Source organism: Parahoeflea alexandrii (assembly GCF_024105735.1).
Taxonomy (GTDB): domain Bacteria; phylum Pseudomonadota; class Alphaproteobacteria; order Rhizobiales; family Rhizobiaceae; genus Hoeflea; species Hoeflea alexandrii.
Window position 1 is genome coordinate 414,904 of record NZ_JAAAML010000003.1, and the last position, 22,532, is coordinate 437,435.

A 22,532-nucleotide genomic window follows, 5' to 3' on the forward strand; every position below is an offset into this window, starting at 1 on the left:
ACCGGTGTCATGGCCGGAGATCAGAACCATGACGGTGGCTGGAACGGTGCGCCGGTTCAGCCGAGAAGCGCCGCCTTGCTTGCATCCAGGAAGGCTTCGAGCGGCATCGGTTGAGCGCCCGAAAGCGTGGCGGCGTCGGTGGTCACCATGGAAATCTTGCCTTCGCGCGTGTTGGCGTCGAAGGAGACGAAGGTCGGGATAAAGGGGGCCGGAACGCCGGCGCCGGCCATGCCCTGGGCCAGTTGCTCATCATTGAGGTGGACGACGGTGAGCGGCTTGCCGGTTGCCTTTGCAGCCATCGCGGCGATCTCGTCGGTGGTGTAGGCCACCGGGCCGGTCAGCGTATAGGTCACGCTGTCGGAAGCGGGTGCTGCAACGCCCGCCGCGATTGCCCTCGCGATGTCATCGCGGGCGATATGCGCAATCTTGCCGGTGCCTGCCGAGCTGTACCACTGGCCGCTGGCAAGCGCCGCCGGCAGCGCCATGAACAGGTTCTCCATGTACCAGCCATTTCGGAAGATCGTGTAGGCGAGGCCGGAGGTCTTGATCGCTTCCTCGGTCTTCAGGTGATCGGGCGCAAAGGTGACCTTGCTCTCGGCCGGATTTGGCATCGAGGTGTAGAAGATGCGGCCGACGCCGGCGGATTTCGCCGCCGCCACCGCGGCAAGGTGCTGGCGCAGGCGGGTGCCTTCGCCGTCAAGCGCGTCGGTGGAGATGATGATCACGCGGTCCACACCGGCAAACGCGCTTGCCAGCGTGCCGGCATCGTTGAAATCGACCTCGCGGGTCTCGACGCCGCGGGAGGCCAGGTCCGAGAGCTTTGCAACGTCGCGCGAGCCGGCGACGATCGTGGAGGCGGGCACCTTGTAGCTGTCGATGAGGTGATGCAGCACGGCCGCGCCAAGCTGTCCCGAAGCGCCGGTGACGAGAAGTTTGCCAGTCATGTTTTTTCCTTTCGTGGGAGACAGCTCGAGCAGCATGTCTCGAAAATAAAGTAACTCTCTTATTGAGAGTTACTGCACATATGGTATGTGGAGGGAACGCGAAAGAAGGCAGTTTTGCTGCCGATAGGCACCAGAAAGGAACCACCATGGATGCGCATATCCCGTTCTCCGACCGGATCAGGATGATGCAGGGCGACCACAAGCTCGAGAATTGTCCTGTGCGCCAGGTCATGCAGGGGATATTCGGCAAGTGGAGCACGTTGCTGCTGCTGGCGCTCAGCGAACGGCCCTACCGTTTTGGCGAGTTGCGCCGCCTGGTGCCTGATATCTCGCAGCGCATGCTGACCCAGACGCTTCGCGATCTCGAGCGTGACGGCTATGTCTACCGCAAGGTCTTCGCCACCAAGCCGCCCAGCGTCGAATACGGCCTGACCGGCCTGGGAACCTCGATGCTCACCCCGCTCAACGATCTGGTGGTCTGGGCCGGGGACAATTTCACCGCCGTCGATGCGGCGCGGCGGCGGTTTGACGCTGAGGCGGGAACCTAGGCAACGCTCAGACGCTGGTCCGGTCGCGCATGATGACGAAATCGGTGGCCGAACGGGTCTCCGGATGCGCAGGCAGGTCGGTCAGCATCATGGTCGCACCCGGGTGCAGATTGCGGGCGATCTGGGCATAGACGTCCGGCGGGATCACCAGTCGCGCCGTCACGGCGATTTCACGTTGCACATCCACCGCCGCCTCGTCGCCGGTTCCAAGACCGATCGCCATCCAGTCATAGACATGGGTTGCGGGATTGACGCCCTTGAGCAGGTAGACATGGGTGCCGAGCGGCAACCGCGGATGCTCGATACCGATCCCGGCATTGATGAACTCCGAGCCGTTCCGAAGCGCGATCAGGCGGCGGTCGGCACCGCTGACGATGATCGCAATAGCGTCATCCCTTTCGCCTTCCTTGTCGCGCGGCAGCTTCTTTCCGGCGACATGGGTGGTCATTGCTTCCACCGTCTTCAGGTCCGCATTTGATAGAACCAGCCCGGAATGGCTCAGGCTGCCGATTCCCGAGCGGTCATTGGTGACGATCACCGGGGTTCCGTTGTGGGTGACGCCAAAGACCAGATCGGCAAAGGCACGCGGCAGATGCACGCAGCCATGTGAACTTGGATAGCCGGGCAGCCCGCCCGCATGCAGCGCGCAGCCGCCGAAGAAGAACTGGCTGTCGGGCATGGCGGCGTTGTTGTAGGCCCGGGAGTGATGCATTTTTTCCTTGATCAGCACCGTGAACACGCCGGTGGGCGTCTCGTAGCCCTTGCGTCCGGTGGACACCGTCGACACCCCGATGCGGATGCCGTTCCGGTAGACAAATGCGAGCTGGTCAGACAGTGACACCAGCACGGCCACGGGACCATCCAGTGCCCGTTCCGGATACCAGGACCACTCCCCGGGCTTGAGATCGGTGACCGGTTTTTCGGTCTGCGCGAAACTGCCGCGTCCGGCTGCAACCAGCGCCGTGGCGCCACCGGCCGCCAGAACGGCCCTGCGGGTCATGTTTGTCTGTGTCATCCGCTTCGATCTCCAGGGTGGCCGTTCAATGCTGGGCACGGCAATTCAATTAGAATAATTGCATATTTGCCCGTCAGTTCAAGATGGCCTTTGGAAGCTCCCTGCAACGTCTCCGGCAAAGGGCCGGCGCCTTCCGTTCCGCTGCTGCTGGCCCGTCCGGCCCTTTGCTCGACCGCGTGTTCACGACGGCGCTTGAAATTGTGCCACGGCCCGGTATGAAAACCCCGGGGAATTTTGCGGGAAAACCATGAGTCGGCTCACCACCACGATCAACGCGGCAGCATCTGCAGCACTGTTAAGTGCGGTGCTGGCCGGCTGTTCCGCGCAATCGGGCCCCAAGAAGCCGCGGTCGGTAACGCCGCCCAATTTCGAATCGCTCACGCCGCCGCAGAGCCTCCTGCGTGAGGATACGATCGAGGCGGGCACCCATGACCGCAGTTCGAGCCGGCTTGCCTATGTCGGGGTCTGGGCCGTGTCAGGCGATGCCTGTGCGATGATGGACCAGACCGCTTTTGAAGGTTACGCGGTGATCACGCCCGGGTCTCTCAGGCATCCGGATGAAACCTGCAGCTTCGACGCGGGCCCGCCGGGACAGGCCTATTCGCAGTTCGAGGCAAGCTGCGAAGTTGGCCGCAAGACGATCAAGCGCATGATCACGGTAGACATGGCGACCCGCAACACCATGCGCCTGAGTGTTGACGGCGCAAGCCAGGCGATGACCCGCTGTCATTTGCCGAAGTGAGACGGCAGAAACGACAAAGTTTCCCCTCCGCTCGTCCGTGGCTCGGCTCCAAGGCTTGCATGACGGTTGCCGGCTCGCATGATTGTCACCTCGGCAGCCGACCTGACCGGCTGTGCAAGCCCGCCGGGACACTGTAGCCTTCCGGCGTGAAACGTATCGAACCGGTGCCGCAATCCCTCAAACGTGGGTAGCAGAATGACAGCCAGTATTTTTGAACAGTTTGTAACACTCTGGGTGGTTATCGATCCGATCGGCACGATCCCGGTTTTCGTCGCTGTCACGGCAGCACTGGATCCCGCCGCGCATCGCCGGATCGCGGTCCAGGCCGCACTCATCGCCGCTTGTGTGCTTCTGTTTTTCCTGGTGGCCGGACAATTCCTGATCGATGCGCTCGGCATCAGCCTGCCGGCGTTTCAGATCGCAGGCGGGCTCATCCTGTTCCTGTTTGCGCTGACCATGATCTTCGGTGAGTCCAAGCCGGAGCGTGAAACCGCCGAGGCCGCAGCCGACGACGCCCCGTCACCCGCCATCTTCCCGCTTGCGGTGCCGTCGATCGCTTCGCCCGGCGCCATGCTGGCAGTCGTTCTGTTGACCGACAACAACCGCTTCAGCATTTCGGAACAGGTTGTCACCGCTGGCATCCTGATGGCTGTGCTCGCCTGCGCCCTGGTTCTGATGTTGCTCGCCGGTCCGATTCTCAAGATCATCGGCAAGGGTGGCGCGGCAATTGTCAGCCGGGTCATGGGGATGATACTGGCCGCCGTTGCGGTGGATGCCGTGATCAACGCGATCTTCGACATCATTCCCGCCTGAACGATCTGAATTGATTTGAACGAACCTGATTTGAGAGGAAACACCGCATGCAAGCCTTGCCGGATACGCTGTCGATCGCCCAGGAAATCCAGCTCTCGGTAGCCCCGGTTTTCATGCTCACCGCCATTGCAGCGCTGTTGACCCTCCTGTTCAATCGCATGTCCCAAACCCATGATCAGATCCGCGCACTTGGCGAGCTTCCGGAAGGTGAGGGACCTGCGCCCCGTCCGGAAAAGTCCGCCTCAGCCGCGCTGGCAGCCCGGATCCGCCGCATCCGGTGGGCCATAAGGTGCAACGTGACGGCCGCCATTCTGATCTGCGCCGTTGTGGTGTCCATCTTTATCAGCGATTACCTCGTTCCCGACCTCTCCAATCTCATCGCCGCCCTGTTCATTGGCGCAATGGCCTTGCTCGCCGCCGGGTTCATTCTGCTTCTGCGTGATGTTTCCAAATCCTGAACTGATCGCCTCCAGGCTCCGAGCCGGTGCCAGCAGATGACAGCCAGGTTTCTAGATCCATCTTGCGACAGCTACGATCAGATGCGCGCCTGGAACCAGCAGGATCTGCGCGAAAACGGTTCCGGCAAGCCGGCTCAGCACCATCCACACCAGCACGCGCCGGTAATGTGAATGGCTGACCTCGCCTTCGACCACGTCGTCGGTGAGACCTGCGAGATAAGGATCGATCAGTACGAACATCATGATGGTGGCGACGCCATTGATGACCGCTGATAGCGAACTGGCGGTGACCCTGAATTCCGGATCAATCGAACCGGCATAGATCGCCGAGAGCACGCCCACGGTCCAAAGCGCCGTGGCTGCGAAATTCATCAGCACATAGGCTGCCGGAAACCCGCTTGAAACCTTCAGCGATGTGAGGTTCTGGTAACGCGGCAGCGCCACCGACTGCATCACCACGGCAGCTCCGCGCGGCGTCAGGGTGTTGAGCATCAGCCGGACAAGATTGCGCCGTTGCTTGAAGCTCGCGACGGCGCCGGTGGCCACGCGCTGGACCGTCGGGATCAGGAGGCCCCCAAGGATCGTCGCCACCGAGGCAGAAGCCAGGATCAGGGCGAAATCCGATTGCAGATGGCTGGAAGCCGCATCAAGGATCGAGCTCTCCACGCGTTTCGCCAGCAATGGCGCCTGGAACGAGTTCGAGGTCCGGGAAATCAGCACCATGGCATTGAACAACGAGAACGCGATGGCGATCTGCCCGGTCCTGATCCCGGCAATCCGGAACGCGAACGCCAGCGTGCCGATCAGGTGGATGACGAAGGTCAGAAGAATGATGGCGAAGAGTTGATAGTCCATGCCCGGTGTCCCCAAAACCTGAATGTCGAAAGCGGAGCTATGGACCGGTTTCTGGTTTTATTGCGGCGGCAAGGCGAATGATTTTTCGGACTGTGCAAACCTCGCACAGGGGGCTCGCTTGCCGACTGCGGATCGGAAGTCTTCTTTTATCTGGAGCGGATGTTGACACAGTACCGTACGGTACGGTACATCGCCGCCATGACATTGACCTTCGCCCCAGATACGACTCCACGGAAAGCCGCAGCGGCTGCTGATGCCGCCATGGTTGCGTCGCAAGGCGAGGGGCCTTCGGAGCGTCAGCAGGAAGTGCTTGATGCGGTGCTCAAGCTGATGGTGGCAGAGGGCGACGGGTTTTCGGTCGCCGCCGTGGCGCGCGCGGCCAGCTGCTCCAAGGAGACGCTCTACAAATGGTTCGGCGACCGCGACGGGCTCCTCACCGCCACCGTGCGCTGGCAGGCCTCAAAAGTGCGGATGCCGAAGCTGCCTCAGGACCGGCTGACGCGCCAAAGCCTCGAGGCGGCGCTGACCGGCTTTGCCGCAAGCTGGCTCACGGTGATCACCGGCGATCTGTCGATCGCGCTCAACCGCGCCGCCGTCAGCCATGCCGGTTCGGGCAAGAGCCGGCTTGGCGAAATCGTTCTGACCAACGGGCCTTTCGCGATGAAGCGGCGCATCGAACCGCTGCTCGAGACGGGCAGGGCGGCCGGGCTGCTTGACTTCGAGGACGTGACCGACGCCTTCCGCAGCTTCTTCGGACTGGTTGTCGCCGACACCCAGATCCGGTTGCTGCTGGGCGAGGACAGCCACCCGGACCAGGTCGAAATCAACATGATCTCCGCTCAGGCGGTGACGAAATTCCTCAGGCTGTATGGCCGGGGGTGAACACGAACTTCCGGCAGCGGGGCAGATCGCAGATCCCGCAGCCGGACCACACACGACAACGCGAACCAACGGGAGTGTCTCATGCGCGTATATTATGATCGCGACGCCGATCTCAATCTGATCAAGTCGAAGAAGGTGGCCATCATCGGCTACGGTTCGCAGGGCCGGGCGCATGCGCTCAACCTCAAGGATTCGGGCGCCGGTAACGTCGCCGTGGCGCTGCGCGAAGGCTCGGCAACCGCCAAGAAGGCCGAAGCCGATGGCTTCAAGGTGATGAGCGTGGCCGAAGCCGCCGGCTGGGCCGACCTGATGATGATGGCGACCCCGGACGAACTCCAGGCCGACATCTACCGCGATCACATCGAAGCCAACATCCGCGACGGCGCAGCCATCGCATTCGCCCACGGCCTCAATGTCCATTTCGGCCTGATCGAGCCCAAGGCCTCCGTCGACGTCGTCATGATCGCACCCAAGGGCCCCGGCCACACCGTGCGCGGCGAATACCAGAAGGGCGGCGGCGTGCCGTGCCTGATCGCCATCCACCAGGACGCTTCGGGTAACGCCCATGATCTGGCACTTTCCTACGCCTGCGGCGTCGGCGGCGGCCGCTCCGGCATCATCGAAACCAACTTCCGCGAAGAGTGCGAAACCGACCTGTTCGGCGAGCAGGTTGTTCTCTGTGGAGGTCTGGTCGAACTGATCCGCGCCGGTTTCGAAACCCTGGTCGAAGCCGGTTACGCGCCGGAAATGGCCTATTTCGAGTGTCTTCACGAGGTCAAGCTGATCGTCGACCTGATCTATGAAGGCGGCATCGCCAACATGAACTACTCGATCTCCAACACTGCAGAGTGGGGCGAGTACGTTTCCGGCCCGCGCATCATCACCGCCGAGACCAAGGCCGAGATGAAGCGCGTCCTCAACGACATCCAGACCGGCAAGTTCACCTCCGACTGGATGCAGGAATACAAGGCTGGCGCCTCGCGCTTCAAGGGCATCCGCCGCATGAACGACCGTCACCAGATCGAGGAAGTCGGCGAAAAGCTGCGCGGCATGATGCCCTGGATCAAGGGCAACGCGCTCGTCGACAAGTCGAAGAACTGATCCGATATCATATCATTTCGACACGAAAGCCCGCCGATCCGGCGGGCTTTTTGCATTCTGGATGGCATTTGAATGAATCCGCTAACCGGAAGCTCATCGTATCGGGATAGGCTGTGACGTGTTGCAGGACCGTTTCAACCCATTGGGGTATGTCGGAGTATGGAGACATTCACGCTTTTCTTCGCCAACATGACCATTCTGGTGGTGTTGTCGGCCTCATTTCTTGGTCTTGCCCGGAAGTTTGACGACCAGGCCTATTGGCGAGCCTTGTCGGCGGCAAATCTCCTGCTCGCCATGGCGCTCGGCGTTTTCGCCTTGGAATCCCACCTGCCGCTGGTTTCGGTCTTTCTGCTGCCCAATCTGCTGCTGGTCCTTGGTTTCGCACTGCATTGGAATGCTGCCAGCCAGTTTGCCGGCCACGCAACGCCTCTCCATCGCCTTTGGGTTCCCGCCGTCGCGCTCGCGGCGATCAACGTGCCGGCTTTGATCACCGGCAGTTACAGCCTGGTCTATGTCGCCACCAACCTGATGGTAATGGTCCTGGCGGCGATGACGGCCTCCACCTATGCCGGCAAGGACCTCGGCGGATTGATGTCGCGCCATGGGCTTGTGCTGGCATTCGTGCTGATGGCGGCGGAAGGTGCGACCCGTGCAGTGCACGGTCTCTCCCTCGGCGGGGCGATGGGAGCAGGGCTAACCGACGATGCCGTGCTTGCAACCCATCTTGTCGTCTCGCTGGTCTTCGTCACCCTGGCCGGCATTTTTGCGCTTGGAATTTCCTTCGAGCGCACCGCCGGGCAGCTCAGGGAGATTGCCAGCCGCGATCCGCTCACCGGCATCTACAATCGCCGAGAGTTCGATCGCCGGCTTGACGAATTGCTCTCGGCGAAGCCGGGCGGCACTTTCGGGGTTCTGCAGTTCGACCTGGATTACTTCAAGAAGATAAATGACCAGTTTGGCCACGCCGCCGGTGATGACGCGCTTGTTGCGCTCGCCGGTCTGATCCGCCGAAACATCAGGGACGGCGATTGTCTGGCACGCCTCGGCGGAGAGGAATTCGGTGTGCTGCTGCCCGATGTCGGCCGCGACGGCGCCCTCAAGATTGCCGAGCGCATCCGCCATCTGGTCGAGACCATGCCGTTGGAATTCGCCGGCGACGGCTACCGGCTGACCGTGTCGGCGGGTCTCTACCATGGTACCGGAAAAAAGATGAGTCGTCGTAGCCTGATGCAGGCTGTCGACCACAGTCTTTACCGGTCAAAGAACAACGGCCGCAACCAGGTCTCCCTCGCTGAAGCCGCCTGAAGGTGGACTGTCGCAGGAGCCGTCTGGCGATAGGCTTGTTTCGAGGCAAATCCGTTCGGTGATCCGAACCGGATTCGGACAGTCGGTTTGTAACCTGTGAACAGATCAGGCCGATTTGAACAAGAAGGAGACGCGGAGAGAGCGATGGAAACCGGGAACAGGCAACGCCTGCACCACTGGGATTTTTCCCGGGCGCTCTATCTTGTGCTCGGGATTCCGTTTCATGCCGCGGTGATCTATTCGCTGAGCCATGAATGGTCGGTGGCTTCGCCCGAAAAGAGCCAGTTGCTCACCTGGCTTGCCGATTTCCTTCACAGTTTCCGCATGCCCGGCTTCTTCCTGCTCGCCGGCCTGTTCTCGATGATGCTGCTCGACCGGCAGGGCGCCTGGCCCTGGCTCAAAAGCCGGCTGACGCGGCTCGGCCTGCCGCTTTTGTTCGCAACGTTGCTGATCGTGCCGTTCCAGATCAGCGTCCAGCAGGTGGCACTTGTCATCAAGGGCACGGTGCCGGCCGCCGATCTGCCCGGCATGATCGCGGCTCAGCTCAGCCATTTCGGCGAACCGTGGATCGCGCATCTGTGGTTCCTCTGGGTGCTGATTGCCTATTGCGTCGGCCTCGCCATGCTGCAGGTTCTGAGCCGCGGGACATTACGCGCCCGGCTGGAGGGCTTCGTCGCCTGGGTCGGCGACAACCGCATCCTCTCGCTCGCGGCCTTTGCCGCGATCTGCGAACTCGTCGCCCGTGCCCAGGAAATCGTGGTCGCAGCAAGCCCCTACTACGGAAACGCGCTGATCAACTACAATCTCTATGTCGTCTATTTCGGCTTCGGCGCACTGGTCTATTCCAGCCGCAAGCTCAACGACCTGCTGCTCAGGCCCGGCTCGGTTGCCGCGCTGACCGGCGTGGCGCTGGTGATCTTCGCGCAAGTGCCGCACGCCGACCTGATCGAACACACCCTGAAGGTGATGGCGGCAATCCTTGGAGCCCTTCTGATCGTCGGCTACATCTCGAACCTGGCGCACCGGCATTTCAACCGCCCCGATGCGCGGGTGCGAAAACTGGTCGATGCCTCCTTCACCATCTACCTGTTCCACCACCCGGTGATCTACGTGCTGGCAACGCTGTTCCTGCTTGTAGACCTGCCGCCGGTCCTCGAATTTGCGATTATCGCCATCTCGGCCGGCCTGATCTCCTACGCCATCCACCTCGCCGTCAGCCGCAGTGCGATTGCGATGCTGATGTTCAACGGGGCGAGGCGGAAAAAGGCGCAGGCCTCGGCGCCCGCGTACGCCAACGCTGCCCAGCTGCGCGCCATCCCGACGGAAAGATCCTATCCGCTGCGCGGGTGAGGGGGAACGACTAGCGCTCTTCCGGCGGTATGTCCTTGAGACGCTGCGATAAGGCCGCGGCATCCTCCATCGAACGGGACATCTGCCTGCGGCTGGTCGAAGCAGGCCGCTTGGCGACCGACAGTCCCGGTCGCCACTCGGTTGCCGGACGGATCGGCCGCGGCGCAAACCCGCCGCCGCAATTGGGGCAGACATTCAAAAGCACGTTATCCACGCAATCGGCGCAGAAGGTGCATTCATAGGTACATATTCGCGCATCCGTCGCGTGAGGCGGCAGATCCTTGTCGCAGCATTCGCAGTTCGGTCTCAATTCCAGCGCCATCGCAATGCCTCCTGTGACAACACCATTGGGGGCTCGCCTTAGCCGCCCCGCACCACCCGCCCGAGCCGCTTGATGCCTTCCTCGATCATCGCCTCGGAGGCGCAGGAGAACGACAGCCGGATCGTGTTGGCGCCGGAGCCGTCGGCGAAGAAGGCCTTGCCGGGGACGAAGGCGACGCGTTCGGTCTTGATGCTTTCGGCCAGCAATGAAGCGCCATCGAAGCCTTCGGGCAGGGTGACCCAGACGAACATGCCGCCATCGGGTTTTGTCCATGTCACGCCTTCGGGCATGTGGCGCGCGAGGGCCGCGAGCATGGCGTCGCGGCGTGCCTGGTAGGTGGCCTTGATCTTTTTGACCTGGGCCTCGAAGCCGTCGGACGCGACCCGGTGGATCGCCATCTGGTTCAGCGTCGCCGAATGCAAATCGGCCGCCTGTTTCATCAGGACAAGCTTCGAGATCACCGGGGAGGCGGCGCAGACCCAGCCAACCCGAAGGCCCGGCGCCAGCGTCTTGGAGAACGAGCCGCAATAGATCGTGCGGCTGGTCTCGATTCCGCCAGTGCGGGTAATGTCGAGTGCCAGCAGCGGAGGGATCTCGTCACCGTCATAACGCAGCGACTGATAGGCGGCGTCCTCGATGACGGCGATGTCGAGCGCTTCGGCCAGGTCGAGAATGGCGGCGCGCGCACTTTCGGGCAGCGTCTCGCCGGTGGGGTTGGCGAAATCGGCCGAGGCATAGGCGAACTTGACCGCACCGCCCTTGGCTTGCGCGGTCTCGCGGTAATCGGCAGCCGAGCGGTTGCCCAGCGGCGTCAGGCGGTCGTATTTCGGTTCATAGGCGTTGAAGGCCTGCAGCGCGCCGAGATAGGTCGGCCAGCCGACCAGCGCGGTGTCGCCTTTCGACAGAAACAGCTTGCCGAGATAATCGAGCGCCTGCTGCGAGCCGGAGGTGATCATGATGTTGTCGGCGCTACACTCGACCCCGAGCGAGGCCATGCGGCTGACCAGCCAGTCGCGAAGCGGCTTGTAGCCCTCGCTGACCGAGTATTGCAGCGCGGCACCCTTGCTGTCCCCGGTCAGAGCCGAGGTCAGCGCAGCACCAAAGGCTTCGGCCGGAAACAGCGCCGGATCGGGAATGCCGCCGGCAAACGAGATCACGTCAGGCTGGTCGAGCAGCTTCAAGAGTTCGCGGATTTCGGACGCCTTCATCCGTTCCGCACGTGTGGCGAAAAGTCCCGGCCAGTCGAGCCCGTGCCCGGCGATTGTGCCGCCGCCCGCGTCAGCCTGCATCTGGGTGCTCATGTCGGTTCCTCCCGAGTGCGGCCGGCGCTGTCTGCTGCGCGCCAGCCCGTTTGCCGCAATGTTTGTTCATTTCAGTCCGATGGGCCGGTCCGGGCGCAACAAAACTGCGTTCGGCACGGGCTGCAAGCAACAATGATCACGAATCGCAAAATATGTCAACAATACTGACCTAATTTGATTTGGTCTCCCGGAGGGTGGGTGGAACGCGCCGTCTTGCTGCCGGTAAATCGGTTAGATTGCCGCCGGGAACAAAATCCCGGCATGCGGCCATTGCTTTTCCACCAATAATGCAAAGGATTGCCTTGTCCTTGTCGAAGCTGATGACTAAGTGACGGGCACAATACCGCGCCAAGCGGAAACCAGAGGGCCGTCCCCGGGGAATATTGATGAGTGCCAGCGCGCCTGGAGCGACATTTATTGTCTTGATGCTGCCGTTTCTGGCGGCTTTGATAACCCCGTGGCTGACACGACGTCTCGGCCACAATGCAGCCTGGCTTCTGGCCTTGGCGCCGGCGGCGATCTTCATTCATTTTCTTGGCTTTTCTGCGGAAGTTGCCGACGGCGGAATTGTCACGGGCGGGTTCCAGTGGGTTCCCTCCTACAATGTCAGCTTTTCCTGGCTGATCGACGGTCTGTCGCTCACCTTCGCGCTTCTGATCTCTGGCATCGGCGCGCTGATCATTCTCTATTCCGGCGGTTACCTGAAGGGCCACAAGCAGCTCGGCCGGTTCTTCTCGTTCATGCTGCTGTTCATGGGCGCCATGCTCGGCGTGGTGATTTCCGACAGCTTCCTGATGCTGTTTGTCTATTGGGAACTGACCTCGATCACCTCGTTCCTGCTGATCGGTTTCGACCACACCCGCGAGGCATCGCGCCGCGCCGCCATCCAGGCGCTGGTGGTCACCGGCGGCGGCGGTCTGGCGCTGCTCGCGGGTCTCCTGGTGATCTGGAACATCACCGGCGTCAGCCAGGTCTCGCTGCTCCTGAACTACGGCGATGAAGTCCGGGCAAGCCCGTTCTACCTGCTGGCACTGTTTCTGGTATTGGGCGGGGCCTTTTCCAAATCGGCGCAGTTCCCGCTGCATTTCTGGCTGCCCAACGCCATGGAAGCGCCGACGCCGGTGTCGGCCTATCTGCACTCCGCCACCATGGTCAAGGCCGGCGTTTACCTGTTGATGCGGCTCAATCCGGTACTCGGCGAGACCGTCTGGTGGGAGACCATCCTGCCGGTGTTCGGCGGCGCCACGCTGATCGTCGGCACGCTGCTGGCCATTCGCCAGACAGACCTGAAGCTGATGCTGGCCTACACCACGGTGTCCTCGCTCGGACTGCTGGTCATGCTGACCGGCTTCGGCTCCGAATACGCGATTTCCGCCGCGGTGCTCTATCTGGTGGCGCATTCGCTGTTCAAGGGCGGGTTGTTCATGGTCGCCGGCCTCATCGACCATGAGGCCGGAACCCGCGACGTCACAAGGCTTGGCGGCCTGCGCAAGGCCATGCCGGTGACCTTCATTGCGGCCCTTGCCGGCGCGATCTCGATGGCCGGCCTGCCGCCGTTCCTCGGTTTCCTCGCCAAGGAGGAGATCTACTACGCGCTCTGGGCCACCGATCCGTGGTCGCTGGCTTTCGTCGCCGTCGCTGTTGTCGGCAACGGCCTGATGTTCGTTATCGGCTTTGCCGTCGCGCTCAAGCCATTCCTCGGCCCCGAGGTCAAGACCCCGAAACATGCCCATGAAGGTCCGGTGCTGCTCTGGCTCGGACCGCTGACACTGGGCGTTGCCGCGCTCGTGGCGGCGCTGATCTCGCCGCTTACTCACCGCTTCATTTCTTCGCCGATGGCAAGCGCGATTTCGGGCGAGGCCGAAACCGTGACCATCTCGGTGATCCCGCACATGGGCCCGGCTCTGATCCTGTCGCTGGTCACCATCGCCTTCGGCATCGTCGCCTACCGCATGCTCGACCGGTTGCGTGCCGGCATGGCGTCGCTGCTTCAGACCATCGGATGGGGGCCTGACCGCGGCTTTGACCAGTTTGTCTCCGGCATCGTTCGCCTCTCAGGCGCCGTCACCCGCATCGTCCAGCCCGGCCGGCTTGATTTCTACATGACCGCCACTTTCGTGATGATCGCGATCGCGCTGTTTGCACCGATGGCCTGGTATGGCGAATGGCCGTCGATGCCGGTCTGGCCCGCGGATGTCCAGTTCCACGAGCTTGCGGTGTTTGCCATCGCCTTCCTGGGTCTTGGGGCGGTCATTTATGCGCGGGACCGGTTGACGGCGATTGTCTCGCTGGGCGTGCAGGGCTTTGCCGTGGCGCTCTTGTTCATGCTGTTTGGCGCACCTGATCTTTCCTTCACCCAGTTCATGGTGGAAACGCTCGCCGTGGTGATCCTGGCGCTGGTGATGACGCGGCTCAAGCTGTCTGCGTCCGATCATCGTGCCACCCGCGACAAGTTGATCGACATGAGCGTGTCCCTGGTTTGCGGCACCGGATTCGCACTCTATCTGCTTGCGGTCACCCAGCAGCCTTTCAATCCCTATATCAGCGATTTCTTCGCCGCCTACTCCAAGATCGTTGCCCACGGCACCAATGTGGTCAACGTCATCCTGGTGGACTTCCGCGGCACGGATACGCTGGGTGAGATTGCCGTGGTGATGGTCACTGGTCTCGCAGTGCTGTCGCTGATCCGGGTCAGCGTCGGATATGCCGGCATCAAGATCGGTGACAATGATCCCGACCGGCGAGAGGAGACCCGATAATGCGTACGGTGATTTTCCGCGCCATCGCGCCTTATCTGACAAGCCTGATGGTGCTGTTTTCCATCTTCGTGCTGCTGCGCGGCCACAATGAGCCGGGCGGCGGCTTTATCGGCGGGCTGATCGCGGCCTCGGCTCTGGCCATTTACGGCATTGCCTGCGGCGTGGAACCGGTTCGCCGCGCGATCTACTTCCATCCCATGGGCATTTCCGCATTCGGTCTGTTTGTCGGAACGCTTGCGGGTGTGCTTTCGGTGTTCGCGGGTGTGCCGTTCATGACCGGGCTTTGGGTCTACCCGACATTGTTCGGCGTGGAAATTGCACTCTCCAGCGTGCTGGTGTTCGACATCGGTGTCTATCTGGTCGTCGTCGGAGCCATCGGGTCGATTGCGCTGGCGCTTGAGGAAAGGGACCGGGACTGATGGAACCTCTCTTTGCACTTCTGGTCGGCGCGCTGTTCACCGTGGCGATCTACCTGTTCATGTCCAAGCACATCATCCGTGTGCTGATGGGCGCTGCGATCCTGAGCAATGGCGTCAATCTGCTGATCTTCACCGCCGGCAGGATCACGCGCGAGGTCCCGCCGATCATCGGTGCGGATTCCGACGTGTTGCAGGCCTCGGCCGCCAATCCGTTGCCGCAGGCTCTTGTTCTCACGGCCATCGTCATCGCGTTCTCCTTCTTCGCGTTTCTGCTGGTGCTGGGTTACCGCGCGTTTCAGAAACTGGACACCGACAACAGCGACGAGATGCGTGTGGCCGAGCCCGTCAATGAATCAGCCCCGCCGTTGGGCTATTGAGGAGACAGCTGTAATGGCGGGAAAATCTGTGGGCCTTGAAGACCTTTCGGTCGCCTTTGTGATGGAGCCTCTGGCCGCAGCCGACTGGCTGATCCCGGGACCGGTCGTGTTCTGCCTTCTGGTCGGATCGGTGCTGCTGATGCTGCGCAAGCGCACGGACCTGCAGCCGCTGATCGCGATTCCGGCACTGGTGGTGTTGTGTGCGATGACACTTGGCTTGTTGGCCCATGTGGTCGTCAATGGCACCGTATCGATGACCATGGGACGCTGGCTGCCGCCCTTCGGCATCTCCTTTACGGTGGATGCGATGGGGGCGTTCTTCGCCGCGACATCATCGCTGGTAGCGCTTGCGGCGGGGATCTATGGTCGCGGCGATGTCGACCATTCGGGCCGGCGCTACGGTTTTTACCCCTTCCTGCTGCTGATCATGGCCGGGGTGCTTGGCGCCTTCATGACCGGCGATATCTTCAATCTCTATGTCTGGTTCGAGGTACTGCTGATCTCCTCCTTCGGGCTGCTGGTGCTGGGCAACGAGCGGGCGCAGCTCGATGGCGGCGTCAAGTACGCCTTTCTCAATCTCATCGCCACGACGCTGTTCCTGATTGCGACCGGCTATCTCTATGGCCTGTTCGGCACCCTCAACATGGCCGATATCGCGATCAAGGCGACCGAACTGCGTGGCACGGCGCCGCTGATGACGCTGGTGACGCTGTTCCTGCTTGCCTTTGCCATGAAGGCTGCGGCGTTTCCGGTCAACTTCTGGCTCCCCGCCTCCTACCACACGCCCAAGCTGGTGGTTTCCGCCCTTTTTGCCGGATTGCTGACCAAGGTCGGCATCTATGCGCTGCTCAGAATCCTGGGCATGCTGTTTCCGGTGGAGCGTGAGGAACTGTCCTTCATCATCGCCATCGTCGCGGCGCTGACCATGGTGCTTGGCGTCATGGGCGCGCTGGCGCAAAACGACATTCGCCGCGCGATGGGCTTCCTGGTCATCTCCGGCATCGGCGTGATGATGGCTGGTCTTGCGCTTGGCAGCCCGGCAGGCCTGTCGGGCGCGATCTTCTACGCTGCCCACTCCATGGTGGTCATGACGGCGCTTTACTTCGCTATCGGCATTGCGGCACAGCTGGGTGGCAGCTTCATGCTCTCCTCCGCCGGGGGGCTTTATGCCCGCAGTGCCGTCCTCGCATTTCTGACCCTGATGCTGTTCCTTTCGGTTTCAGGTCTGCCCCCGTTCTCCGGTTTCTGGCCCAAGGTGGTGCTGGTCAAGGCTTCGCTGGACGTCGGCGCCTGGTGGCTGGCGGCAGCGATTCTTGTGACCGGGCTGCTGACGACCATTGCGGTCGGGCGGATCTGGGCGCTGGCCTACTGGCGGCCCGCCAACGCGGGTGCGCTGGAACAACACGCTGCCGCGCAATCCCTGCCGGCCGGGGCAATGGCGGCTCTTGCCGGTCTGGTGGTACTGTCCGTCGGTGCGGGCCTCTGGCCCGAGCCGGTGCTGGTGCTGGCCCAGGATGCGGCGCTCGGACTGATTGATCCATCGGCCTACGTGCTGTCGGTGTTCCCCGGGGAGGTGCCGCAATGAGCTTGCTTCTGGTCAATGTGCTGCTGGCGCTGGTGTGGACGGCGGTCAGCGGATCGTTCTCGTTCCTCAATTTCGCCTTCGGATTCGTGCTGGCGATCTTTGCGCTTTCGCTGATCCGCGAGCAGGTCGGCTCGGTGGGATATTTTTCCCGCGCCCGGCGGGTGCTGTCGCTGTTCTTGCTGTTCATCTACGAGCTCGTGCTGTCGGCATGGCGGGTGGCGACGACGGTTCTGTCGCCGCGCATGGATATCAAGCCCGGCATCATCGCCTATCCGCTCAAGGTGGACCGCGACTTCGAGATCACCATTCTTGCCAACCTGATCACGCTGACACCGGGCACGCTCTCGATTGATGTGTCTGACGACCGTCGTATCCTCTATGTCCACGCCATGGACGCATCCGACCCCGAGGCCACAAAGCGCGATATCGCCGAAGGCTTCGAGCGCAAGATCATGGAGGCGTTTCGCTGATGAGTGCGGACATCATTCTCGATTACGCCGTGACACTGGCGCTCGCCACGCTCTGTCTGGCGTTTTTCGTCACCATCTACCGGATCATCAAGGGACCGACCCTGCCGGACCGGATCCTCGGTCTTGACATGCTGGTGGCGATCGCCATCGGCTTCATCGCGGTGATCGGCATCAAGACCGGCTTTACGCTTTATGTCGATGTTGCCATTGCGCTCGGCCTGGTCGGTTTTCTCGCCACCGTGGCATTCGCCCGCTTCGTGCTCTCGCGCGGCAAGACCGAGGACGACCTTTTGTCCGAAGCACGCGAGGCGGCAGCCGCAGCCCGCCGTGAGGCGAAGGCTGCGTCCAGGGCCGAGAACCGTGAGCGGCAACACAGCACAAGGTCTGGACAATGAACGAGATCGTCACCCTTATATCGGCAGCGCTGCTGGTCATCGGCTCGCTGTTTGCCCTGGTTGCTTCGGTCGGCCTTGTGCGCCTGCCGGATCTCTACACACGCATGCATGCCGCCTCCAAGGCCGGCACCATGGGAGCGTGCCTGATGCTGATCGCGCTTGCGATCCACGCCGCCGATTTCGGAACCATGTCGCGGGCGCTCGCCGGCGTGGTGTTCTTCCTGCTCACCGCGCCGGTTTCGTCGCATCTTCTTGCCAAGGCCTCCTATGCTGTCGGCTACCGTCTCCATTCTTCTTCCGTCATGGATGATATGGCGCCGAAAGATCAGGCTAAATGATAAATCAATGTGGTTTAATATTGATTGCAACCCATGACTTTAATTTATCGGCAAGCTCGCGCATTAATTACAGAATTTTATCAATTTGTGTAAAATTGTATTAATGCGGTTAGCGATATACAAGAAATAGTACTTGTTTAAGGTATAAAACAATGTAAATCCAACGCAGCGGCATGTTCTGCGGAGTTTGCGTTGTTTGTAACCAATTTTAATCCGATAGCCAGACAGCCTGCATGTTAGAGAAAGTTAGGACCAGTCTATGACAGAAACAAACAAGGACAGTGGCTCGGATCTGCTCATTGAGTTGACCGCAGAAATTGTCGCAGCTTACGTGAGCAACAACTCGGTAGCTGCAAATGATCTTCCCAATGTCATTTCCCAGGTGCATGCGGCACTTGGCGGCGCCACCATGCCGACTGAGGAGATCGCCGAGAAGCCGAAGCCGGCAGTCTCGGTTCGCCGCTCGATTCAGAACGACTATCTGATTTGCCTGGAAGACGGGCAGAAGTTCAAGTCGCTCAAGCGCCACCTGATGACCCATTACGGCCTCACTCCGGAACAGTACCGGGAAAAATGGGATCTGCCTGCGGACTATCCGATGGTCGCGCCGTCCTATGCCGAGGCGCGGTCACGTCTGGCAAAGGAAATGGGCCTGGGCCAGAAGCGCAAGCGCGGCAAGTAAGATCCGTCTGTCTGTCGCGCCGGTCCTGCCCGTCAACCCGGGACCGTCAAGGCAGGAAGCCGGAACAGATGTCGCCAGGACGGCTTGTCCGTCGGGCGACCATGAAAAGACCGCAGCCCCAGGGGCTGCGGTTTTTTCGTTCTCGCTGGCATCGGCCAAATGCCGGCGGCATCGAACCCCGCAAGGGGCGGGCTGCCGGAAGGTAGAAAAGGTGTGAGGAAAAAATTCCTCCAAATCCGGGTCTAAAGCAACAAAAACAACGTAGAATCAACGCTAGGGTGTGGTCGATGGGTGGCTGCACGTCCCCATGATCTGCATATCATGTAAGAAAATATTCCTATAATGGAGATTTTCGTCATGACATTGAAGCGCCAGGACAAGGCACCCCGCAGATCAGCAACTCATATCACCGGGACCGTGCCGGAAGCAGGCTTGCCATTGGCGCAGGCGTTGAGCGATCCGTTGCCCGACGACGGGACCGTGCTTGCGCTTGCGGCCGTCGCCGGCGGTGCCCGAATTGCCGATCGAGCCGACGCGGCAGCGGAATCGGCGGATGCACCGCATCCGGGTGTCGACCCCCGGGGCCGGCAGGGCAGGGCTGCGTGCCGCTCCGCGATCCTCGACATACAGCGCTGCCGCGTCACCTGGCGGCTGGTTGCGCAACTCTTCGCCCAGGCCTGCGAGCGTGACCTGCCCGAAGGCGCCGCCCGCCGCAGGCCGAGGTGCCACATGCGCCAGATTGCCATGTATCTGAGCCACGTCGTGCTCTCCGTGCCTTACCAGACGATTGCCACCGCCTTCGGTCGCGACCGGACCACCGTCATGCACGCCTGCGCCGTGGTCGAGGACCGTCGCGATGACGCTGGCTACGACCGGTTCGTCGAGCAATGCGAGCGCTGCATCAAGGCCGTCTTCGCCCCGCTGGAGCATGATGATGCAGAGCTCTGATCTTATGCGGCTGCGCAACTCACTCGCAGGCTTGATCGGTTATCTTGCCCGTGGCCCGGCGCTCGTGGATCAAGCGGAGAACCCGCAGCGGGCAGCGAGCGCCTCGTCCGTCAAGCTGGAGCTGATCCGGGATGACGGCGCCAGGCGCAAGGTCGATCCGCGCCTGCTCAGGGCGGCACTCGGACACGGGTTGATCGCGGCCGCTTCGTCCCGGACTTCCTTGCCCGGGGAAGAGCAGGCCTACGCGGCAACCCCCGAAGGCCTTGCTGCACTCAGGCGCTGGCTTGCCGATCCGCAGACGGCATTTCAGGATCAGCACCGACGGCTCGCGACGGCCTCCGACCCGGAGCATGGGTCGATCACCATCAATGGCAATGAATCCCCGCTTGCGGCACTGGCACGGATCAAGGGCAGGGACGGCGGATTGTTTCTCGAACCATCGCAGGTCGAGGCAGGTGAGCGGCTCAGGGCCGATTTCACCCGCGGACAGATGCAGCCGTCGCTTGGCCAGAGTTGGGAACCGGTGCGCTACGGGCGGCGATCGGGGGCAACCGATGGAGCTGCCGAGCTCGGCGAGGCGGCGCTGTCTGCGCGGTTGCGGGTGGAAGCGGCCATGGACGCGGTCGGGCCGGAACTCTCCGGCGTGCTGCTTGATGTCTGCTGTTTTCTCAAGGGCCTGGCCGTGGTCGAGCGGGAACGGCAATGGCCGGCACGATCAGCCAAGCTGATGCTGCGCACCGCCCTTGCGGCGCTGGCCCGTCATTATGCCGGCCCACGGCGCAGGTTCAGCCGGCCGCCCGTGCCGCCGCCGCATGCGCCTTGATCCGCAGCACCATCGAGCGCAGCCCGTTGGCGCGTTGTGTCGAGAGATGTTCCCCGAGGCCCAGCTGTGTCATCAGCGCCCCTTCATCGAGCTCTTCGACTTCAGACGCCTTCTTGCCCGAGGTTGCGGCCAGAACGATGGCGACGAGCCCGCGCACGATATGGGCGTCCGAATCGCCCCGGTAGACCATCACCGGATCGCCGGGCTCACCCGGTTCGGTCTCGGCAACCAGCCAGACCTGGCTGGCGCAGCCCTTGACCTTGTTCTCGTCTGTCTGGTCCGACACAGGCATCTCCGGAAGCGCCTTGCCGATCTCGATGACATAGCGGTAGCGGTCTTCCCAGTCGTCAAGATACTCGAAATCGTCGATGATGGTCTGAAGCTTGGACATTGGGTTTTTCCTGTGACTTGCCAGTCATATAGGCGGATTTGAGCGTTTATGCACCCCATCCCGCCGTGAAATCCTCGGGAACTGACACTCCTGGAAACGGGCGCCGGCGGATACCCGGCCGTTTCCAACCGCGCCCCGGTTGCGCGGGATCGGGCCGACGGGCTAGAGCTTCTGCCTGAGCAGATGAGGCGGATGAACCTTGAGATACGCGTTCCGGACAGTCGATGTCTTCACCACCCGCCGCTTCGGCGGAAACCAGCTTGCCGTTATTCTCGATGCCGACGGACTTGAGACCGCGCAGATGCAGGCGATCGCGCGGGAATTCAACTATTCCGAGACCGCGTTCGTCCTGCGCCCGCACGATCCCGGAAACACCGCGCGGGTGCGGATATTCACCCCGGCGACGGAGGTTCCCTTTGCCGGGCACCCGAATGTCGGGACCGGCCATGTGCTGGCAAGCCTGCAGCGCGACGGTGCGCGGTCCGAAAGCTTCGTCTTCGAGGAGGAGGCCGGGTTGGTTCCGGTTTCGCTGCGCTGGAGCGGTGGGGAGGTCGAAGAGGTCCGCCTGACCGCGCCGCAGTCGCTTTCGACGGGATCGCGCTTCACTGGCCTTCAGCTTGCCGCCTGCCTGTCACTGGACGTTGCCGATATCGCGACCGGGCATCACCAGCCGCTGATCGCGTCCATCGGTCTTCCTTTTCTCGTGGTCGAGATTGCCAGCCGCGCGGCGCTGCGGGCTGCAAGACCGGATATCGCCGCAATATCGCAGATCCTGCCGGCCGAGGGCGCCGACGCGATCTATCTTTATTGCCGTGAGATTGAAGCCGCTGATGGCGAAGTCGATCTGACGGCGCGCATGTTTGCGCCCTGGGATGGCGTTCCCGAAGATCCGGCAACGGGAAGCGCCACCGGTGCCGCCTGTGCGCTGATCGCCGGGATCGGCGGGAGCGCCGTCACGCCGGTTCGTTTCAGGGTGGCGCAGGGCGTTGACATGGGACGCCCGAGCCTGATTGCCGTCGAGGTTGATGTGGCCAATGCCCGTGTGAGCATTTGCGGTGCCTGTGTGCCGGTTCTCTCAGGCGAGATCGAAGTCTGAAGCTGTTGCGCGTTCCGCTAAGGTACCGGAAAAAAGAAACGCCGCCGGGAGGAAGGGCTGTTCCCGGCGGCGGCGCGTCAGACGCGACTTGAGTTGGCAGTGTCTAGCATCATCTAACTTACAGGCGGACAACCCGGACCTGGCTCCGCAACGGAGCGGGGACCGGGAAGATTAGTTGGTGACCGGCAGCGAGCCTGTCACCAGATCGGGTTCGCCGTCGGCGAATTTGGAGTCGAGAAACTGGTAGGCGATGCGGGCGCCTTCGCGGGCGCGCACCCCGAGCGCAGCGAAAGTTTCGCTGCCGGTCTCGCAGATGTCGGGTTTGCGCTCGCAGATCTGCTTGATGTCGGCCAGCGCCTCGACGGCCGCCGCCATGCTCTGGCCGACCTCAAGCTGAGGTGCGCCTTCAAGTGCTTCCCGCGAACCGGAATCGAGCACCGGCAAGGTGATCAGCACGAGCGAAAACCAGAAACTTCCCTTTATCAGAAACCACATTGTTGAGCCCTTCCTTTTGCCCGCCGTCTTTGGGCGGAAATGCCCGGGTTGTCCCGAACTTGACCGGCATCATGATGCAAAATCTTCAAGGCCGGTTTGAAGCGGGTGATAGGTTTTG

General features: G+C 62.0%; 26 protein-coding genes. 19 read left to right on the plus strand and 7 right to left on the minus strand.

The window, feature by feature from the left end; all coding sequences use genetic code 11:
- Positions 1–56: 56 nt before the first annotated feature.
- Positions 57–944: an SDR family oxidoreductase gene (locus GTW23_RS16865; protein WP_252916634.1), complete on the minus strand. Its 888-nt coding sequence runs from the start codon at positions 942–944 to the stop codon at positions 57–59.
- 182 nt (positions 945–1,126) lie between these two features.
- Between GTW23_RS16865 and GTW23_RS16870 the strand changes: the two genes are divergently transcribed.
- Positions 1,127–1,492 carry a winged helix-turn-helix transcriptional regulator gene (locus GTW23_RS16870; RefSeq protein WP_152011564.1) on the plus strand — a complete coding sequence of 122 codons (366 nt, stop codon included), beginning with the start codon at positions 1,127–1,129 and terminating at the stop codon, positions 1,490–1,492.
- A gap of 7 nt (positions 1,493–1,499) precedes the next feature.
- On the opposite strand, the gene GTW23_RS16875 is transcribed toward GTW23_RS16870, so the two are convergent.
- Positions 1,500–2,507 (minus strand): L,D-transpeptidase, encoded by a 1,008-nt coding sequence (locus GTW23_RS16875; protein WP_252916635.1) that lies wholly within the window; start codon positions 2,505–2,507, stop codon positions 1,500–1,502.
- A 247-nt stretch (positions 2,508–2,754) separates the two neighbouring features.
- Between GTW23_RS16875 and GTW23_RS16880 the strand changes: the two genes are divergently transcribed.
- The 3 genes from GTW23_RS16880 (at position 2,755) to GTW23_RS16890 (ending at position 4,520) form a co-directional block, all read left to right on the plus strand.
- Positions 2,755–3,249 (plus strand): hypothetical protein, encoded by a 495-nt coding sequence (locus tag GTW23_RS16880; RefSeq protein ID WP_252916636.1) that lies wholly within the window; start codon positions 2,755–2,757, stop codon positions 3,247–3,249.
- Positions 3,250–3,444: 195 nt separating this feature from the next.
- The gene (locus tag GTW23_RS16885; protein ID WP_252916637.1) at positions 3,445–4,062 is read left to right on the plus strand and encodes a MarC family protein; all 618 of its coding nucleotides are present in this window, start codon (positions 3,445–3,447) and stop codon (positions 4,060–4,062) included.
- Between the two features lie 47 nt (positions 4,063–4,109).
- A complete protein-coding gene (locus tag GTW23_RS16890) occupies positions 4,110–4,520 on the plus strand; it encodes a DUF2721 domain-containing protein (RefSeq protein WP_252916638.1) in 411 nt (136 codons plus the stop codon).
- 51 nt (positions 4,521–4,571) lie between these two features.
- On the opposite strand, the gene GTW23_RS16895 is transcribed toward GTW23_RS16890, so the two are convergent.
- Positions 4,572–5,375, minus strand: a complete 804-nt coding sequence (locus GTW23_RS16895) for a lipid II flippase Amj family protein (RefSeq protein WP_252916639.1) — start codon at positions 5,373–5,375, stop codon at positions 4,572–4,574.
- Between the two features lie 261 nt (positions 5,376–5,636).
- On the opposite strand from GTW23_RS16895, the gene GTW23_RS16900 reads away from it, so the two are divergent.
- The 4 genes from GTW23_RS16900 (at position 5,637) to GTW23_RS16915 (ending at position 10,013) form a co-directional block, all read left to right on the plus strand.
- Complete coding sequence (locus GTW23_RS16900; RefSeq protein ID WP_252916976.1) at positions 5,637–6,257, plus strand: TetR/AcrR family transcriptional regulator C-terminal domain-containing protein; 621 nt, start codon at positions 5,637–5,639, stop codon at positions 6,255–6,257.
- Positions 6,258–6,338: 81 nt separating this feature from the next.
- Positions 6,339–7,358 carry a ketol-acid reductoisomerase gene (gene ilvC, locus GTW23_RS16905; protein WP_152009382.1) on the plus strand — a complete coding sequence of 340 codons (1,020 nt, stop codon included), beginning with the start codon at positions 6,339–6,341 and terminating at the stop codon, positions 7,356–7,358.
- A gap of 159 nt (positions 7,359–7,517) precedes the next feature.
- Positions 7,518–8,663, plus strand: a complete 1,146-nt coding sequence (locus GTW23_RS16910; protein WP_252916640.1) for a GGDEF domain-containing protein — start codon at positions 7,518–7,520, stop codon at positions 8,661–8,663.
- Between the two features lie 144 nt (positions 8,664–8,807).
- The gene (locus GTW23_RS16915; protein ID WP_252916641.1) at positions 8,808–10,013 is read left to right on the plus strand and encodes an acyltransferase family protein; all 1,206 of its coding nucleotides are present in this window, start codon (positions 8,808–8,810) and stop codon (positions 10,011–10,013) included.
- A gap of 10 nt (positions 10,014–10,023) precedes the next feature.
- Here GTW23_RS16915 and GTW23_RS16920 read toward each other — a convergent pair whose 3' ends face one another.
- Positions 10,024–10,335, minus strand: a complete 312-nt coding sequence (locus GTW23_RS16920) for a DUF1272 domain-containing protein (RefSeq protein ID WP_252916642.1) — start codon at positions 10,333–10,335, stop codon at positions 10,024–10,026.
- A 38-nt stretch (positions 10,336–10,373) separates the two neighbouring features.
- Positions 10,374–11,636 carry an aminotransferase-like domain-containing protein gene (locus GTW23_RS16925; protein WP_252916643.1) on the minus strand — a complete coding sequence of 421 codons (1,263 nt, stop codon included), beginning with the start codon at positions 11,634–11,636 and terminating at the stop codon, positions 10,374–10,376.
- Positions 11,637–12,022: 386 nt separating this feature from the next.
- On the opposite strand from GTW23_RS16925, the gene GTW23_RS16930 reads away from it, so the two are divergent.
- The 10 genes from GTW23_RS16930 to GTW23_RS16975 all read left to right on the plus strand — a co-directional run bounded on the left by GTW23_RS16930 (position 12,023) and on the right by GTW23_RS16975 (position 20,432).
- Positions 12,023–14,395: a putative monovalent cation/H+ antiporter subunit A gene (locus tag GTW23_RS16930; RefSeq protein ID WP_252916644.1), complete on the plus strand. Its 2,373-nt coding sequence runs from the start codon at positions 12,023–12,025 to the stop codon at positions 14,393–14,395.
- On the plus strand, positions 14,395–14,814 hold the full coding sequence (locus GTW23_RS16935) for a Na(+)/H(+) antiporter subunit B (protein WP_152009378.1): 420 nt from the start codon (positions 14,395–14,397) through the stop codon (positions 14,812–14,814). Before GTW23_RS16930 ends, GTW23_RS16935 begins: the two co-directional genes overlap by 1 nt.
- On the plus strand, positions 14,814–15,191 hold the full coding sequence (locus GTW23_RS16940) for a Na+/H+ antiporter subunit C (RefSeq protein WP_152009377.1): 378 nt from the start codon (positions 14,814–14,816) through the stop codon (positions 15,189–15,191). The genes GTW23_RS16935 and GTW23_RS16940 overlap by 1 nt, the downstream gene beginning before the upstream one ends.
- Before the next feature lie 13 nt (positions 15,192–15,204).
- Complete coding sequence (locus tag GTW23_RS16945) at positions 15,205–16,776, plus strand: Na+/H+ antiporter subunit D (RefSeq protein ID WP_152009376.1); 1,572 nt, start codon at positions 15,205–15,207, stop codon at positions 16,774–16,776.
- On the plus strand, positions 16,773–17,246 hold the full coding sequence (locus GTW23_RS16950) for a Na+/H+ antiporter subunit E (RefSeq protein ID WP_152009375.1): 474 nt from the start codon (positions 16,773–16,775) through the stop codon (positions 17,244–17,246). The genes GTW23_RS16945 and GTW23_RS16950 overlap by 4 nt, the downstream gene beginning before the upstream one ends.
- Positions 17,246–17,641: a cation:proton antiporter gene (locus tag GTW23_RS16955; protein WP_152009374.1), complete on the plus strand. Its 396-nt coding sequence runs from the start codon at positions 17,246–17,248 to the stop codon at positions 17,639–17,641. Before GTW23_RS16950 ends, GTW23_RS16955 begins: the two co-directional genes overlap by 1 nt.
- Entirely contained in the window at positions 17,638–17,979 is a 342-nt protein-coding gene (gene mnhG, locus GTW23_RS16960) for a monovalent cation/H(+) antiporter subunit G (protein ID WP_152009373.1), read from the plus strand. The genes GTW23_RS16955 and mnhG overlap by 4 nt, the downstream gene beginning before the upstream one ends.
- Before the next feature lie 259 nt (positions 17,980–18,238).
- Positions 18,239–18,661 (plus strand): Ros/MucR family transcriptional regulator, encoded by a 423-nt coding sequence (locus GTW23_RS16965; protein WP_152009372.1) that lies wholly within the window; start codon positions 18,239–18,241, stop codon positions 18,659–18,661.
- A gap of 357 nt (positions 18,662–19,018) precedes the next feature.
- Positions 19,019–19,609: a helix-turn-helix domain-containing protein gene (locus GTW23_RS23525; protein ID WP_324288438.1), complete on the plus strand. Its 591-nt coding sequence runs from the start codon at positions 19,019–19,021 to the stop codon at positions 19,607–19,609.
- Positions 19,596–20,432 carry a DUF6456 domain-containing protein gene (locus tag GTW23_RS16975; RefSeq protein ID WP_252916645.1) on the plus strand — a complete coding sequence of 279 codons (837 nt, stop codon included), beginning with the start codon at positions 19,596–19,598 and terminating at the stop codon, positions 20,430–20,432. Before GTW23_RS23525 ends, GTW23_RS16975 begins: the two co-directional genes overlap by 14 nt.
- Here the strand turns inward: GTW23_RS16975 and GTW23_RS16980 are convergent.
- Positions 20,395–20,823, minus strand: coding sequence for a SufE family protein (locus GTW23_RS16980; RefSeq protein WP_152009369.1), 429 nt, complete (start codon positions 20,821–20,823; stop codon positions 20,395–20,397). The two genes, GTW23_RS16975 and GTW23_RS16980, sit on opposite strands and share 38 nt — an antisense overlap.
- Positions 20,824–21,022: 199 nt before the next feature.
- Between GTW23_RS16980 and GTW23_RS16985 the strand changes: the two genes are divergently transcribed.
- Positions 21,023–21,919 carry a PhzF family phenazine biosynthesis protein gene (locus tag GTW23_RS16985; RefSeq protein WP_252916646.1) on the plus strand — a complete coding sequence of 299 codons (897 nt, stop codon included), beginning with the start codon at positions 21,023–21,025 and terminating at the stop codon, positions 21,917–21,919.
- A gap of 171 nt (positions 21,920–22,090) precedes the next feature.
- Here GTW23_RS16985 and GTW23_RS16990 read toward each other — a convergent pair whose 3' ends face one another.
- Positions 22,091–22,414 (minus strand): DUF5330 domain-containing protein, encoded by a 324-nt coding sequence (locus tag GTW23_RS16990; protein WP_152009367.1) that lies wholly within the window; start codon positions 22,412–22,414, stop codon positions 22,091–22,093.
- Between the last annotated feature and the right edge of the window lie 118 nt (positions 22,415–22,532).

Coding starts and splice junctions, on each gene's coding strand:
- mnhG (WP_152009373.1), top strand. CDS start 17,638: ATGAACGAGATCGTCACCCTTATATCGGCAGCGCTGCTGGTCATCGGC.
- GTW23_RS16870 (WP_152011564.1), top strand. CDS start 1,127: ATGATGCAGGGCGACCACAAGCTCGAGAATTGTCCTGTGCGCCAGGTC.
- GTW23_RS16925 (WP_252916643.1), bottom strand. CDS start 11,636: ATGAGCACCCAGATGCAGGCTGACGCGGGCGGCGGCACAATCGCCGGG.
- ilvC (WP_152009382.1), top strand. CDS start 6,339: ATGCGCGTATATTATGATCGCGACGCCGATCTCAATCTGATCAAGTCG.
- GTW23_RS16965 (WP_152009372.1), top strand. CDS start 18,239: ATGACAGAAACAAACAAGGACAGTGGCTCGGATCTGCTCATTGAGTTG.
- GTW23_RS16975 (WP_252916645.1), top strand. CDS start 19,596: ATGCAGAGCTCTGATCTTATGCGGCTGCGCAACTCACTCGCAGGCTTG.
- GTW23_RS16980 (WP_152009369.1), bottom strand. CDS start 20,823: ATGTCCAAGCTTCAGACCATCATCGACGATTTCGAGTATCTTGACGAC.
- GTW23_RS16945 (WP_152009376.1), top strand. CDS start 15,205: ATGGCGGGAAAATCTGTGGGCCTTGAAGACCTTTCGGTCGCCTTTGTG.
- GTW23_RS16955 (WP_152009374.1), top strand. CDS start 17,246: ATGAGTGCGGACATCATTCTCGATTACGCCGTGACACTGGCGCTCGCC.
- GTW23_RS16915 (WP_252916641.1), top strand. CDS start 8,808: ATGGAAACCGGGAACAGGCAACGCCTGCACCACTGGGATTTTTCCCGG.
- GTW23_RS16935 (WP_152009378.1), top strand. CDS start 14,395: ATGCGTACGGTGATTTTCCGCGCCATCGCGCCTTATCTGACAAGCCTG.
- GTW23_RS16990 (WP_152009367.1), bottom strand. CDS start 22,414: ATGTGGTTTCTGATAAAGGGAAGTTTCTGGTTTTCGCTCGTGCTGATC.
- GTW23_RS16890 (WP_252916638.1), top strand. CDS start 4,110: ATGCAAGCCTTGCCGGATACGCTGTCGATCGCCCAGGAAATCCAGCTC.
- GTW23_RS16940 (WP_152009377.1), top strand. CDS start 14,814: ATGGAACCTCTCTTTGCACTTCTGGTCGGCGCGCTGTTCACCGTGGCG.
- GTW23_RS16880 (WP_252916636.1), top strand. CDS start 2,755: ATGAGTCGGCTCACCACCACGATCAACGCGGCAGCATCTGCAGCACTG.
- GTW23_RS16875 (WP_252916635.1), bottom strand. CDS start 2,507: ATGACACAGACAAACATGACCCGCAGGGCCGTTCTGGCGGCCGGTGGC.
- GTW23_RS16885 (WP_252916637.1), top strand. CDS start 3,445: ATGACAGCCAGTATTTTTGAACAGTTTGTAACACTCTGGGTGGTTATC.
- GTW23_RS16950 (WP_152009375.1), top strand. CDS start 16,773: ATGAGCTTGCTTCTGGTCAATGTGCTGCTGGCGCTGGTGTGGACGGCG.
- GTW23_RS16900 (WP_252916976.1), top strand. CDS start 5,637: ATGGTTGCGTCGCAAGGCGAGGGGCCTTCGGAGCGTCAGCAGGAAGTG.
- GTW23_RS23525 (WP_324288438.1), top strand. CDS start 19,019: ATGACATTGAAGCGCCAGGACAAGGCACCCCGCAGATCAGCAACTCAT.
- GTW23_RS16865 (WP_252916634.1), bottom strand. CDS start 944: ATGACTGGCAAACTTCTCGTCACCGGCGCTTCGGGACAGCTTGGCGCG.
- GTW23_RS16910 (WP_252916640.1), top strand. CDS start 7,518: ATGGAGACATTCACGCTTTTCTTCGCCAACATGACCATTCTGGTGGTG.
- GTW23_RS16895 (WP_252916639.1), bottom strand. CDS start 5,375: ATGGACTATCAACTCTTCGCCATCATTCTTCTGACCTTCGTCATCCAC.
- GTW23_RS16920 (WP_252916642.1), bottom strand. CDS start 10,335: ATGGCGCTGGAATTGAGACCGAACTGCGAATGCTGCGACAAGGATCTG.
- GTW23_RS16930 (WP_252916644.1), top strand. CDS start 12,023: ATGAGTGCCAGCGCGCCTGGAGCGACATTTATTGTCTTGATGCTGCCG.